The sequence below is a fragment of the Streptomyces spiroverticillatus genome (genome assembly GCA_014650415.1).
Classification (GTDB): Bacteria; Actinomycetota; Actinomycetes; order Streptomycetales; family Streptomycetaceae; genus Streptomyces; species Streptomyces spiroverticillatus.
This window is the reverse complement of record BMUX01000008.1, coordinates 184,189-196,933: the sequence shown is the minus strand read 5'-3', so window position 1 is coordinate 196,933 and position 12,745 is coordinate 184,189. Positions and strand designations below refer to the sequence as shown.

Annotated in this window: 11 protein-coding genes; 5 read left to right on the top strand and 6 right to left on the bottom strand. The window is 72.3% G+C overall.

Annotated features, from left to right (window positions below; genetic code table 11):
- Positions 1–61 precede the first annotated feature (61 nt).
- The gene (locus IE269_RS22520) at positions 62–1,021 is read right to left on the bottom strand and encodes a serine hydrolase domain-containing protein (protein WP_189824888.1); all 960 of its coding nucleotides are present in this window, start codon (positions 1,019–1,021) and stop codon (positions 62–64) included.
- 465 nt (positions 1,022–1,486) lie between these two features.
- Here IE269_RS22520 and IE269_RS22515 point away from each other — a divergent pair, with 465 nt between their 5' ends.
- Positions 1,487–1,921 carry an ATP-binding protein gene (locus tag IE269_RS22515; protein WP_229898073.1) on the top strand — a complete coding sequence of 145 codons (435 nt, stop codon included), beginning with the start codon at positions 1,487–1,489 and terminating at the stop codon, positions 1,919–1,921.
- A gap of 36 nt (positions 1,922–1,957) precedes the next feature.
- Here the strand turns inward: IE269_RS22515 and IE269_RS22510 are convergent, their stop codons facing one another.
- Positions 1,958–2,347, bottom strand: a complete 390-nt coding sequence (locus IE269_RS22510) for an STAS domain-containing protein (protein WP_189824887.1) — start codon at positions 2,345–2,347, stop codon at positions 1,958–1,960.
- A 293-nt stretch (positions 2,348–2,640) separates the two neighbouring features.
- Here IE269_RS22510 and IE269_RS22505 point away from each other — a divergent pair, with 293 nt between their 5' ends.
- A complete protein-coding gene (locus IE269_RS22505; RefSeq protein ID WP_189824886.1) occupies positions 2,641–3,054 on the top strand; it encodes an STAS domain-containing protein in 414 nt (137 codons plus the stop codon).
- On the opposite strand, the gene IE269_RS22500 is transcribed toward IE269_RS22505, so the two are convergent.
- Positions 3,011–4,027 carry a DMT family transporter gene (locus IE269_RS22500; protein WP_189824885.1) on the bottom strand — a complete coding sequence of 339 codons (1,017 nt, stop codon included), beginning with the start codon at positions 4,025–4,027 and terminating at the stop codon, positions 3,011–3,013. The genes IE269_RS22505 and IE269_RS22500 overlap by 44 nt on opposite strands.
- A 248-nt stretch (positions 4,028–4,275) precedes the next feature.
- Here IE269_RS22500 and IE269_RS22495 point away from each other — a divergent pair, with 248 nt between their 5' ends.
- Complete coding sequence (locus tag IE269_RS22495) at positions 4,276–4,941, top strand: lysophospholipid acyltransferase family protein (protein WP_189824884.1); 666 nt, start codon at positions 4,276–4,278, stop codon at positions 4,939–4,941.
- Positions 4,942–4,951: 10 nt separating this feature from the next.
- Here IE269_RS22495 and IE269_RS22490 read toward each other — a convergent pair whose 3' ends face one another.
- Positions 4,952–7,135, bottom strand: a complete 2,184-nt coding sequence (locus IE269_RS22490; protein ID WP_189824883.1) for a protein kinase domain-containing protein — start codon at positions 7,133–7,135, stop codon at positions 4,952–4,954.
- A gap of 400 nt (positions 7,136–7,535) precedes the next feature.
- On the opposite strand from IE269_RS22490, the gene IE269_RS22485 reads away from it, so the two are divergent.
- Both IE269_RS22485 and IE269_RS22480 read left to right on the top strand, forming a co-directional pair.
- Positions 7,536–8,204: a DUF4232 domain-containing protein gene (locus IE269_RS22485; RefSeq protein WP_189824882.1), complete on the top strand. Its 669-nt coding sequence runs from the start codon at positions 7,536–7,538 to the stop codon at positions 8,202–8,204.
- Between the two features lie 125 nt (positions 8,205–8,329).
- Positions 8,330–9,520: an aminoglycoside phosphotransferase family protein gene (locus tag IE269_RS22480; RefSeq protein ID WP_189824881.1), complete on the top strand. Its 1,191-nt coding sequence runs from the start codon at positions 8,330–8,332 to the stop codon at positions 9,518–9,520.
- 25 nt (positions 9,521–9,545) lie between these two features.
- Here the strand turns inward: IE269_RS22480 and IE269_RS22475 are convergent, their stop codons facing one another.
- Together IE269_RS22475 and IE269_RS22470 are read right to left on the bottom strand one after the other, a co-directional pair.
- Positions 9,546–10,451 (bottom strand): universal stress protein, encoded by a 906-nt coding sequence (locus IE269_RS22475; protein WP_189824880.1) that lies wholly within the window; start codon positions 10,449–10,451, stop codon positions 9,546–9,548.
- 163 nt (positions 10,452–10,614) lie between these two features.
- Positions 10,615–12,663: a family 20 glycosylhydrolase gene (locus IE269_RS22470; RefSeq protein ID WP_189824879.1), complete on the bottom strand. Its 2,049-nt coding sequence runs from the start codon at positions 12,661–12,663 to the stop codon at positions 10,615–10,617.
- Positions 12,664–12,745: the final 82 nt, after the last annotated feature.

Here is a 12,745-nt window from a genome sequence, read left to right as displayed (position 1 = left end):
TCGGATCTCCGGCGCGGATCTCTGTGGGAAGCACATTCTCTCAGCGGACGCCGTGGGGCTTTCAGCGGACGTCGTGGAGGATTTCCGCGATGGCCGCGTTGACCTTGTCGTCGTCGAACTTTTCCGAGCCGATCAGCAGGGTCACGGCGCGCTTGCCGTCTTCCGTGACGGCGTTCCTCACCTTGTGCCCGGTTTCCATGTGGCCGGTATGGCCCCAGGTGACGGTTCCGGAGGAATTCTCGTAGCGCTCGATTCCCAGGCCGTACGATTCCCCGCCGTCGTCCGGGACGGTTTTCTTCATCTCGGCCAGTTGTGCCGGGGCGAGGAGTTTCCCGGAAAGCAGGGCACTCCAGAAGACGGTGACGTCGGCGCTGGTGGAAACCAGCGCGCCGGAGGCACCGGCTCCCGAGGTGTTCCATTCGGTCTTGTCGACGAGTTTCCCGTCCTGGTCGACGTAGCCGCGCAGATCGGGCTGCGGCAGCGCGGTGCGGTCGCCGGGCCAGTGGGTGCCGTGCAGGCCGAGCGGCTTGACGAAGCGCCGTTCGATCTCCGCGCCGATGCTGCGGCCGGTGACCTTCGTGACGATCAGGCCGACGAGGTTGTAGTTGGTGTTGGAGTAGAAGAAGCCGGAAGGGGCCTGCTCGGGCGGGGGCAGGGGCAGCGCCTGCCGGACGGTCTCCAGCGGCTCGACGTGCTCCCAGCGGCGCTTCTCCCAGTCCTCCCAGTACGGGGACTCCAGGTATTCGGGCAGTCCGCTGGTGTGCTGGAGGAGCTGGCGGACGGTGATCCTGCGGCCGTCGTAGTGCTCGGTGCGGATCAGTCCGGGGAGGTACTTCTCGACGGTGCCGTCGAGTTCGAGCTTTCCCTCGCCGACGAGCTGGAGGACGACGGTCGCCACCCAGGTCTTGGTATTGCTGGCGAGCCGGCTGTGCTCGTTGCCGGTGGCCTTGCGTCCTGTGCGCAGATCGGCGTAGCCGACGCCGCCGCTCCAGATTCCGCAGCGCGGGCTCTTCACCGACATGCTGATTCCGGAGACGCCCAGGGGACCCAGGACTTTTCGTGCCGTTTACATCGGTTGAGTGTCGCACCGGGGTGTTGCGACGGCCGAAGAGGGTGCGGATAACAGGGCGGTGGTGAAAGTGAGCGCGACGAGGGCGCTCGTTCCGGTGCGCATGGGGCCTCCCTGCGAATTGCCGGCTTTCGCCGGTGAATGGTCGGGGTGTGTGGTTGGCAGGAATTCTGACCGCGGGACCGGCCGCGCGCTTGCGGCGTCCGCCCAAAGTTTCCGCACCGCTTTTGTCCGTACGGCCAAGGGCGCACCCGGTGCGCCGGCGGCCGACGGCCCCCGGCCGGCAGCCCGTTGCCCATCGGGAGGCGGACTCTGAGACCATGCAGGGGACGTCGAGGACCCCGTGCGCGCGGAAGGGACCGCGCGGGCCGTCGGGAATGCCAGTGGCTGTGAGTGATGTGGGGAAGGACCGTCGGGATGTCCGACGCACACGACGATGGCCTTGCCGTCGTCATGCACCTTGAGTCCGCGCGGGATCTGCGGGCGGCGCAGGCGCGCGAACAGGTACGGAAGTTGATGACGGCCTGGGCCGCCGGGCATGCGCCGGGTCCGGTCGGGGCGTCCTTCCCGACGCGGTTGCAGGACGCGCTGCTGGCCTGCTCCGAGCTGGTCAGCAACGCGCACCGGCACGGCGGGGGGCTCACCCGGTTCGCGGCCCGCATCGAGGCCGGGCATCTGCTGGTGGAGGCCGACGACCGCAGCTCCCTGCCGCCGGTCGCGCACACCGGGGCGCGGACGGACCCGGGGGGCTTCGGCTGGGCGCTGGTGCAGACGGTCGCCTCGGACACCGAGGTGCGGATGCACGCCGGAGGGTCCGGCAAGACCGTGACCGTACGGCTGCCGCTGAGCTGACCGGGGTGGCGGCAGGACCGTCGACCGTACGGCCGCTCAGTCGGCCCGCGAGTCCGTCACCGCTGTCCGGGGCGGCAGGGCCTGGTCGACGAACTCGAAGTAGCAGCGGGCCCCGGTGAGGTCGAAAAGGCGTTTCACCACGGGTTGCAGGCGGCTGCCGATCCTCATCCGGGTGCCGCGCGCCCGGCAGTGCCGCTGCATGTCGAGCAGCAGGTGCAGGAACGAGGAGTCGGCGAACTCCAGACCGCTCAGGTCGACGCGGACGGATCCGCTCACACCGAGGGCCGCCTGGATGAGCGCGAGTTGGAGCGTGGGCGCGGACTGCCAGTCGACGCTGCCCGTCAGACGTATGGTGCAGCGGCCCGCGCCCATGGTGATGCTCAGGGAGTAGCTGTGGTCGCCGTCACCCGGCATCGGGTCGCTCATTCCTTCTCGTACATTCATCAGCATGCGCACAGTCGTCCGCGCGATCCCTCTCCGGGTGGGACGGCATCCTGCTCGTGGTGGCGGAACTGGTGGTCAACTCCCTGCACCACGGCGGCCGGAGGACCAGCTTCCCATGCACCGGTACCCGTAAAACAGGATGGGATGATCGCACGATCGGGTGTATCTGGACGCCGAATCCTCATCCTGCGCAGGGGTGTTCGGTTGTCCCGGGCGCGCCGGTCCGGCTTCGGAGGTCACGCGGAGGCGGCGGACGGGGGCCGTATTCTCTCTGCATGGAGCAGAGCACTTCCCCGAACGACGAGCATGCCGCGCACGGGACGGACCGCGGCACGTCGGGGACGGACACACCCACGGACACACCCACGGACACACCCCTGGACACACCCGTGGTCGTCGCCACGGGCGACCTGGACTGGGACAACTCCGAGGACTTCGGCGAACGGCTGCAGCGGGCCACGGCGGGCGACGACCCGCTGGTGATCGTCGATCTGGCGACGGTGACCTTCGCCGACTCCTCCGTGCTGCACGCTCTGCTGACGGCGCACCGGACGCTGGAGAGGCGCGGCGGCAGGCTGGCGATCGCCGGCCCGTTCTCGCACGCGGTGCTGCGCCTGTTCGAGATCTCGCGGGCCGACGTCTACCTCAACCTCGTGGACGGCGTCGAGGCTGCCCGGAAGCTGTCGTAGCCCCGTCCGCCGGTGCGGGCGCGCTGCGCCGGACGACCTTGCTGGGGTTGCTGCCGGAGAGCGCGGCGACCGTGACGGCGACCAGCGCCAGGGCGATGCCCGCGACGGTGGCCGCGGTGACTTCGGTGCCTCCGTGCGGCAGCAGCAGGTCGAGCGCGAGGGAACCGGCCAGCTGGCCGGTGATCGTGCACAGCCCGAGCAGCAGGACGCCCAGCTTCTGCACGGTGGCGACGGCGATGGAGATGAACGAGATGCCGACCAGTCCGCCGAGGTAGAGGTACGGCTCGGTCGGCAGCCGGTCCGGGAGGCCGGTCAGGGCGGCGTGCACCAGGAAGACGACGACGAGCGCGCCCGTACCGGCGACGAAGTTGAAGAACGTGCCCGTGTACGCGGACCCGGAGGCGTTGCGCACATGCCCGTTGACCGCCTGCTGCCAGCTCACGCACACCCCGGCCACCAGCGGCAGCGCGAGCGCCGCGTAGGGAAGGTCGCCGCCCAGCTTGTCGGCCACCGACAGGACGACGGCCGCCAGCACGAGCAGCGCGCCGACCACCCGGCGGCGGGTGGGCCGCTGCGGTCCGGCCGGGCCGAGGCCCATGCGGTCGAAGAGCAGCCCGCCCGCGACCTGCCCGGCAACGATGGCCACGCTGAACAGCGCCACCCCGAGCACCCCGACGGTCAGCCCCTGGGTGAGCACGAACGCCGCCCCGCCGAACCCGCCGAGCACCTGCCACCACCGCAGCCGCCGGGCCCGGACGTCGGCGACGACCAGGCCGACCCCGCGCCGGGCCGTGCGCACCGCGAGGAGCCCGAGGGCCAGGACGAGGAGCCCGGAGCCGAAGGAGAGCGCGGCGGCGGCGAACCCGTCCCCGCCGAGCCCTGCGGCGAGGCCCCCGGTGATACGGGCCTGGAGGGAGATCAGGGCTCCGGAGAGGACGGCGAGCAGGAGCCAGGGGAGTTGGGCGGTGGGCATGGGCGGACGGACCTCCGGGTGTGGTTCACGGCGGGCGCGCCGGGGCCCGGGAGCCGGTGCGGCGGCGTCCGGGCCCGTGTGCGTGCCGACTGGTCTTTCTAGCCCACCGGCCGGTGAGGACGGGTACCGGGGGTCCTTACGCAGGTCCTTGCGCACAGGGGAAGTTGAGTACGGGTACTCACGTCCGGACCTGCCAGGACGATCAGGATGAGGGCATCGTCCCGCCCCGCCGACCTGGAGGTTTCGTGATGCTCAGCCGTCTTGCCGGTGTTCTGGTGCCCTGTGCCGGGCGGTTGTCCGTCAGCGCCGACCCGGGGGCCGAGGTGGCGCCGGGGAGCATCGTGGCCGCCAACCACACCTCACTGGCCGACCCGGCGCTCGTCCTGGCCGCCCTGCACGGACTGGGGGTGCGGCCCACGGTGATGGCGGCGGCCGGGCTGTGGCGGGTGCCGGTGCTGGGCCGGGTGCTGGAGGAGGGCGGGCACATTCCCGTGCACCGGCGTTCACGCCGGGCGGCGGACTCGCTGGACCTCGCGGCCGACGCGCTCGCCGAGGGCCGGGTGGTGCTGATCTACGGGGAGGGCGGCATCCCGGACCGTACGGACGCGGGCGAGGCCGCGCCGGAGGCCTTCCGCAGCGGGCTGGCCCGCCTCGCGGAGCGCACCGGGGCGCCCGTGGTGCCGCTCGGGCAGGCGGGGGCCCGGCGGATCACCTCCGGCAGCGTGGCCAAGCAGCTCGCGGGGCTGGCGACGGCTCCGCTGCGGCGGCCCCGGCTGCACGTCCACGTCGGTACGCCGATCCGCCCGACCGGCGACCTGGCGGCCCGTACCGCGCACGCCCACGCGGCGGTGACGGCGGCCTGGCGCACGGCGGCGGCGCGCATCGACGGGCTGCCGGTGACGCTCGCGGCGTGACGTTCCGGGGTCAGCCCGAGCGGGGCGGCTTGCGGGTGTCGAAGGCGAAGAGGGTGTTCTTGTCGGCGGCCACGACCAGGGCACGCCCCGCGACGACCGCCCGGGGGCTCGCGCCCCACTCACCGGTGAGGCCGTCGGCCTGCGGGTCGGTGGTCCACAGGGGGGTGCCGTCGCGCGGGGAGAGGGCGACGACGCGGCCTGTGGCGGAGCTGAAGTAGAGCGCGCCGGGCCCGGCAACGGGTCCTGAGGCTCCCTCGACGCTGGTCTGGCGGGTCCACTTCTGGCGGCCCGTCAGGGGGTCGAGCGCCGTGACGCGGCCGGTCTGCCCGCTGACGTACACCGTGCCGTCGGCCATCCCGGGCGTGCCCTCGACGGGCTTCGGCAGGCGGCTGTACGTCACCTGGCGCGTCGCCGGGTCGAAGCGGGCCACACCCTCGTAGCCCGCCGAGGCCGGGCCCTGCATGTGGACCTGGAGCAGGACGAGCCGGCCGGCGGCCACGCCCATGGGTACGGCCGGGCCCTTGACGGCGACCGGGCGGCCCGGGGTGCCGGAGGAGCGGTCGAGCGGGCGCAGGGTGGGATGACGTACCTCGGAGTCGCCGATCTCCGCCGAGGGCGCGCACATCGCGTACAGGCGGGAGCCGACCGGGACCGGCGCGCACTGGGTGTGCGCGGGGAACGGGGTCCGCCAGGCGACCTTGCCGCTGTGCGCGTCACGGGCCTCGAAGCGGGAGTTGGAGCCGTCGATCATGATCACGGAGGAGCCCATCAGCACGGCGTCCTGCGTCCTGCCGGTGACGGCCGTGGACTGGGCGCCGGAGGGTGCCGCCCACAGTTCGCGGCCCTTGTCGGCGTCGACAGCCACGACTTCACCCTGGGGGTGCCGGTCGGTGATGCGGTACCCGAGGACCGTGTCGTCGGTGGCGCCGACCATGTGCATGCCCTGGACGGGGATGCCGGGGCTGGTGCGCGTCCATACGCGGCTGCCGTCGGAGACCTTGATGCGGGTCGCCAGGACTCCGCCGCCGCCGCAGAACAGGGCGTCGCCCCGGGCGACGCAACGCAACTCGTCCGGGATGTCCTTGCGGCCGCCGAGCACGGTGGTCTTCCAGGGGGCGAAGCCCTTGGGGAGCGGGGCGGCGGGGGCGGCGACGCTGTGGCTGCGGCCGTCGTCGGTGGGGTCGGTCTTGCTGCCGAGGCCGTCGGAGGTCACCGCGGCGATGCCGCCGCCGATTGCCGCCACGGCGACGGCGGCCGCGAGCACGGGCCGCCACCGTCGGCGCAGGCGGCTGCGGCCCGGCCTTTCGGAAGCGGGGGCCGTCGGATGGTGCTGGGTGTCCGTGTCGCGGGTGCGTGCGCTGCTCGCCGTCGGGGCGGCCCCGCCGAGGTCGCCGGGCAGGTCGCGCAGCCGTACGAGGAGTTCGTCGGCGGTGGGGCGGCCCTCGGGCTCCTTGGCCAGGCAGGGTTCGACGACGGCGCGCAGCAGTGCGGGGACGGAGTCGAGGGCGGGTTCCTCGTGCACGACTTGGTAGGCGGTCATGTACGGGCTGTCGGCGTCGAAGGGACCCTGCCCGGTGGCCGCGTACACCAGCAGCGTGCCCAACGAGAACACGTCCGACCGCGGGCCGACCCCGCGCGGGGCCTGCAACTGCTCCGGCGACATGAACGGCGGGGTGCCGATGACACGCCCGGTCATGGTGAGTGTCTGCTGGTCGGCGGCGCGCGAGATGCCGAAGTCGATGACGCGCGGGCCCTCCGGGGAGAGGACGACGTTGGAGGGCTTGAGGTCGCGGTGGACGACGCCGGCGCGGTGGATGTCGCGCAGGGCCTCGGTCAGGCCGATGGCGAGCGTGCGCAGCTCCGGTCCGGAGACGGGTCCTTGGTCGGTGATGCGCTGGGCGAGGGTCTGGCCCTCGATGTACGTCGTCGCCATCCACGGCTGCTCGGCCTCGGGGGCAGCGTCCACGACGGCTGCGGTGAACGCGCCGCTCACCCGGCGGGCCGCCGCCACTTCCTGCCGGAAGCGGATACGGAACTCCTCGTCGGCCGCGAACTGCTGGTGGATCAGCTTGATCGCGACGGGGCGGCCCGAGTCCGTACGCCCGAGGAAGACCGTGCCCATGCCGCCGGAGCCGAGGCGTGCCTCCAGCCGGTAGCCACCGATCTCGGCAGGGTCACCTCCGCGCAGCGTCACTGTGGCCGACCTCTCGTCTCGTGGGCACCTGGTGTCGTTCCTGCCCCACTGTTCTCTGTTCTCTGTTCTCTGTTCTTGCCGTGCTTGCCCCACAAACTAACCGCCGGGCGGTGGAGCGGGGCAAGGCGGGTTCCGATCATGGCGTGCGTGTGCACGTGGCCCAAGGAACCTTCCCGTACCGTCCACGCTTTCTCCTCGGGGCGGAGGCGGAGTCCTGGCCACCGCTTGTGGTCAAGATCCTTCGTGTCACGGGTCTGTCCCGGCACCCCCGGGCATGTAACAGCCGTGTATGAGGGAAGGGTTGGGCGGAACGATTCAGCAGGCCGGGCGGCTCCTTGTGATCAGCAACGCCGTCCGTACCGGGCAGCAGGCACTGTCCACCGATGCTGAGGAAGAAATCATGCGCGTTCGCAAGCTCACCTTCGCCGCCCTCGCGGTCGCCGCCGGTCTCTCGCTCACCGCCTGCCAGAACGACGACGGCGCGGCACAGGGCGGCCCGGCCTCGGCGCCGACGAACGCCTCGTCGTCGGGCGGGGAAGGCGCGACGGGCGGCGCGGGCTCGGGCGACGCCACCCCGGACCAGGGATCCGGTGGTTCGGCGGGCAAGAGCACCACCGGCGGCGGCTCCGACACCGGCGGCAAGGTCGCCAAGTGCCGCACCGACGGGCTGAAGATCACCGCAACGGACGCCACCGTCGGCGGCGACGAGGACAAGACGGTCGCCGTGGAGCTGAAGAACACCGGCGGCAGCGCCTGCGCGATCTCCGGGTTCGCGGGTGTGGACCTGAAGACGAAGGAGGGCACGCTGTCCGCCAAGCGCACCGGCGAGCCGGTCGTCCCGGGCACGCTCAAGAGCGGCGAGTCGACGTACTTCGGCATCCACTACCCCACCAACGACACCGGCGGCACGGGCGTGCGCATCACCGGCCTGGTGGTGACCCCGCCGGACGAGACGAAGTCGGTCGTGCTGGCCTGGCCGGGCGCGGCCTCGCTGCCCGTCACGGACGGTTCGGGCAAGCCGGTCACGGTCGGCCCGATCGGCAGCGCGGGACAGGGCGGGGCGCAGTAGCCGTCAAAGCGGCGCTCTCGGATCCGCAGCCGCCGGAACGGGGCCTCTCATCTGGCGACGCCTTCTTCCGCCGTGCCCCCGGGCCGTATTGACTGGCCGTCACGTCCAGCGGACAGGGGTGGGGCATGGCCAAGAACGCCGCACGGGAGATTCTGGAGAATCTGGTACGGATCGGGGCGGCCGCCGCCGGTGAGGCGGTCCGCACGGTTCCCGCCCGGCGGGCGGGCGACGTGCCGGTACGTCCCGGTGAGGTGAACCCGCAGTGGCTGACGGCGGTGCTGTGCGCCGGGACTCCCGGTGCGGCGGTGACCGGGTGCGAGGTGACGCCGGTGAGCAGCGGGACCTCGTCGCGGTTCAGGATCGCGGTGACGTACAACGAGAGCGGTGCGGCGGCCGGGCTGCCGAAGCGGGTGTTCGCGAAGACCACGGCCGGGGTGCTGCAACGGCTCACCCTGCACCTGGCGGACGTCCTGGTCCAGGAGCCCGCGTTCTACAACGAGATCCGGCCCGCCCTGGACATCGAGGCGCCCCGGGGCTTCCACGGCGCGGCCCACCCGGGGACGGGGCGCAGTGTGGTGCTGGTGGAGGACGTGGCCGACAGCAAGGGTGCGGTGTTCCTGGATCCCACGGCGCCGTTCACCCGCGCCGAGGTGAAGGGGCTGCTGGTGGAGACGGCGCACCGGCACGGCCGGATGTGGGCGGATCCGGCCCTGGCGGCCTACGGGTATCTGAAGACGCCGGACGTCCACTTCGCCAACCTGGACCGGCTGATCGGCATGAACGCGCGCTCCCGGGTCGGGATGCGCAGGTCGGCCCCCGTGCTGCCCACGGAACCGGGGCCCGCGCCGGACGTCCTGTACGCGGCGCTGCGGCGCTCGCTGGAGCAGGCCGCCGAGGGCCCGCAGACGCTGCTGCACGGGGACGCGCACATCGGCAACACCTACCGCACCGCCGACGGGCGGATGGGCTTCGTCGACTGGCAGGTGATGATGCGCGGCAGCTGGGCCTGCGACGTCGCGTACCTGATCACCTCGGGGCTGGCGGTGGACGACCGGCGCGCGTGGGAGCGGGACCTGCTCGCCCTGTATCTGGAGCACCTGGCGAAGGCGGGCGGCGCCGCGCCGGATCCCGGCGCGGCGTGGCTGGCATACCGCAGGCAGAGCCTCTACCCGCTCTACATCTGGCTGACGACGCGCGGCCGCAACCCGATCCAGCCGCGCTACCAGCCGGACGCGATCTGTGACGCGATCATCGCCCGCACGGCGGTGGCGGTCCGCGACCTGGACGCGGTCGGGGCGGTCGCCGAGAAGCCCTAGCAGAACTCAGCGGACCCGGGCAGACCTAGGCGGACCTCGGCGGGATCACCGCCACCGGGCAGTGCGCGTGCAGCAGGACCGCGTTGGCCGCCGAGCCGAGCAGGAGCGAGTCGGCGCTCAGCCTGCGCCGGTGCCTGCCCACCACGAGCAGACCGGCGTTCTGGGCGGCCACGACGAGGCGGCCCGCCGCGTCGGACGCGGCGACGACCTGCTCGACCGGCACCTCCGGGTAGCGCTGGGTGAAGGGCCGCAGCCGGTGCGACTGGGCCTCCCGGAGGTCGGCCTCGATGCTCGGGCCCTCGGAGGCGTGGACGGCGTCGGTGCCGTTGCCGTACCCGCCCGCGAGGGCGAGCGTGGAGAGCGGGACGGGGTAGGTGGTGACGATCCGGAGCGCGGCTCCGCGCCGCCGGGCCTCCGCGAAGGCGAACTCCATGACGACGTCGCTGGTCTCGTCCGGGGCGAGGCCCAGCACCACCGGGGCGGGTCCGTCCGGCTCCGCGCCGGCCGTGTGCGGCACGACGACCACCGGGCAGGCGGCGCGTGCGGTGCTTGCCCGGCTGACCGAGCCGAGGAGCAGGCTGGCGAAGCCGCCGCGTCCGCGCGAGCCGAGGACGAGGAGCTGTGCCCGGGTGCTGAGTTCGACCAGTTCGGCGGCAGGGCTGCCGTTGACGGTCTCGTAGCGCACCGGCGGCAGGTCCTCGCGGCCCGCCAGCAGGTCCCGTACGTCCGTGAGGACCGGAACCTCCTCTTCCGCAGACGGAGGCATCAGGGGCACGGAACCCAGCATCGGGAGGGCCTTGGTGTGATCGGTCCTGACGTGCACGACGAGCAGCTCCGTGCCCCGTGCGCGGGCCGCCTTCAGGGCCCACTCGAGGGCCTTCAGGCTGTGGTCCGATCCGTCGACTGCGGTGATGACCGGGAGGCTTTCCATGCCTCCATCGTGGTACGGGAGGGACGCGCGGGGCAGGGACGAAGGGCCCGAATCCAGGCCAAAGGTCCCCTGGCAGCGGGCACTTGGGAAGGGGCCCGCAGGCCCCCGCGAGCCCCTTCCCGGTCCCTGCCGGCGTCCCTGCCGGCGTCCCTGCCCGCCGGCCCTAGCGGCGCGGCGCTCCGAACAGCCGCAGCGACATCACGTCCACGCCCTGCGCGTCCGAAGCGGTCTCCACGACAAGCCTGACGTACCGGCCGACCCCGGTCAGCCGCTCGAACTCCTCGATGCCGACCGCCCTCGGGTCGAAGTCGATCAGGTCCTGCGGTGTGGTCGCCTTCCGGTAGGGCGTGGTGCCGCCCTTTCCGGCGCCGGTCGCGGCCAGGCCGTACCACCGTCGTCCGTCGCGGGAGACCTCCAGCCGGTACGCGGTGGCGAACCGTGCGCCCCACTGGACGGCCGCCCGGTCGAGGGCGACCTGGCTGCCGAGGTCGACGGTCAGCGCGGTGCGTCCGCCGGTCGCCGGGCCGCTGCTCCAGCCCGTCGAGGGGTCGTCGTCGACGGCCGCCGCCGGGTTCGGGCCCGAGGTCGCGCGGACCGGGCGGCCCATCGCGAGGTCGGCGGTGGCGCGTCCGCCGGGTGCGTCGCCGACCTGCTGGAGGGCGCGGACGAAGGAGGGATAGTCGGGGGCGGGCTTGGGCGAGCCCCAGCCGGCCTGGGCGACGATGTGGGTGAGGCGGGTGGTGTACTCCGAGACGTGCTCCTCGGTCTCCGGGTCGCCGACGTCGCACCAGATGTGCATGGAGGTGCCCTGGTTGGCGGCGCCCGTGACGGTGCGGTACGGGGAGGGGGTCTCGCCGTCGGGACCCCAGTTGAGGAAGGCGTCGACCTGCCAGTTCTCGTACGTCCAGGGCGTGTCCTTGCGGTAGTCCCAGCCGCCGCCGGCCGCGTAGTAGGTGGGCGGGCTGCCGCCGTTCATCACGGTGAAGCCCTGGTCGACGAGCCACGTGGGGTCGGCGCCGCGCGAGGTCCAGAAGTCGACGTTGATGGTGTTGGAGGGCTTGACGACGGCGGTGGTGATGCCGTTGAGGCCGTCGTTCCACATACGCATGGTCTTGCCGTGGCGGCGGACGATGTCGTTGGCCCAGTTCAGGAAGCCGAAGACGCAGTCGTTGCCGGTGACCTTCGCCGGGTCGCCGCCGGCGGGGAGGTAGTGGGCCTTGGCGTACGCGATGTACGAGGCGTTGTTCTTCACCGAGTCGGCCTCGTCGCCGCCGAGCATCCAGTAGCGGCCGGGGAAGAGCGGCAGGTACTCCTCCAGCAGGTCGCGTACGAACGCGTACACGGCGTCCTTGCTCAGGTCGAGCGTGGTCTTCGAGCCCGGCAGGCCCAGCTCGGGGTGGACGGAGAGCACCTGCGTCATGTGCCCGGGGACGTCGATCTCCGGGATGATCTCGATGTGGTGCTGCTGCGCGAAGGCGATCAGGTCCTTGATCTCACGCTTCGTCAGGAAGCCGTCCTTGGACACCACTTCGGGGTGCGAGCTGGACTCGATCCGGAAGCCCTCGCTGTCGGTGAGGTGCAGGTGCAACGTGTTGAGCTGCATGTACGCCATGTTGCGGACGGTGGCCTTGAGCCACTGGGGCGTGAAGTACTTGCGGCCGTTGTCGACCATCAGCCCCCGGTAGGGCTTCAGCGGCCAGTCCACTGCGGTGCCGCCCGCGACGACGGGCGACTGATGGAGGAGCTGGAGCAGGGTGCGGGTGCCCCGGAAGACACCGGTCACGCGCGCAGCAGACAGGTTCATGACAGCTCCGGAGGCGAGGGTGTACCCCTCGTCGCGGGTGGCCGGGTTCTTGTCGTCGTGCAGTCTCAGGTACAGGTCACCACTCCTCGCGTGACCGGTGACCACGGGGACCCGGCGCCCGGTGAGCGTGTGCAGGTCGTCGGCGAACAGGGCCGCGGTGGGGGCCAGTCGGGCCCGGTCCGCCCGGTCCAGGACGATCCGACTGTCCGCACCGAAGCGGTAGGAACCGCGGCCGGGCGTCCACTGCTGAAGTCCGGGTACGGTCAACGGCCGCCCGCCGTCGGCCGGTTGACCGGCGGCGCTCTCGGCGTGGGCCGCACCGGCCGCGGCGGGAGTGAGCGCGGCGGCCGCCGCGAGCGCGGCCGTGCCGGTGACGAAGGTGCGCCGGGTGGGATGTGCCGAAGACATCGAGGCTGCTCCAGTCCAGGAAAGGGGGGCGAGAGGTCTAGACAAGACGAGCGTGGTCATCCTGGCCGCGATGTATGCGCTC

Bases quoted from the DNA above. Each gene is read 5' to 3' on its own strand.
- IE269_RS22505 (WP_189824886.1), top strand. From the start codon at position 2,641: ATGGAGCAGAGCACTTCCCCGAACGACGAGCATGCCGCGCACGGGACG.
- IE269_RS22480 (WP_189824881.1), top strand. From the start codon at position 8,330: ATGGCCAAGAACGCCGCACGGGAGATTCTGGAGAATCTGGTACGGATC.
- IE269_RS22475 (WP_189824880.1), bottom strand. From the start codon at position 10,451: ATGGAAAGCCTCCCGGTCATCACCGCAGTCGACGGATCGGACCACAGC.
- IE269_RS22485 (WP_189824882.1), top strand. From the start codon at position 7,536: ATGCGCGTTCGCAAGCTCACCTTCGCCGCCCTCGCGGTCGCCGCCGGT.
- IE269_RS22495 (WP_189824884.1), top strand. From the start codon at position 4,276: ATGCTCAGCCGTCTTGCCGGTGTTCTGGTGCCCTGTGCCGGGCGGTTG.
- IE269_RS22500 (WP_189824885.1), bottom strand. From the start codon at position 4,027: ATGCCCACCGCCCAACTCCCCTGGCTCCTGCTCGCCGTCCTCTCCGGA.
- IE269_RS22515 (WP_229898073.1), top strand. From the start codon at position 1,487: ATGTCCGACGCACACGACGATGGCCTTGCCGTCGTCATGCACCTTGAG.
- IE269_RS22520 (WP_189824888.1), bottom strand. From the start codon at position 1,021: ATGTCGGTGAAGAGCCCGCGCTGCGGAATCTGGAGCGGCGGCGTCGGC.
- IE269_RS22510 (WP_189824887.1), bottom strand. From the start codon at position 2,347: ATGAGCGACCCGATGCCGGGTGACGGCGACCACAGCTACTCCCTGAGC.
- IE269_RS22470 (WP_189824879.1), bottom strand. From the start codon at position 12,663: ATGTCTTCGGCACATCCCACCCGGCGCACCTTCGTCACCGGCACGGCC.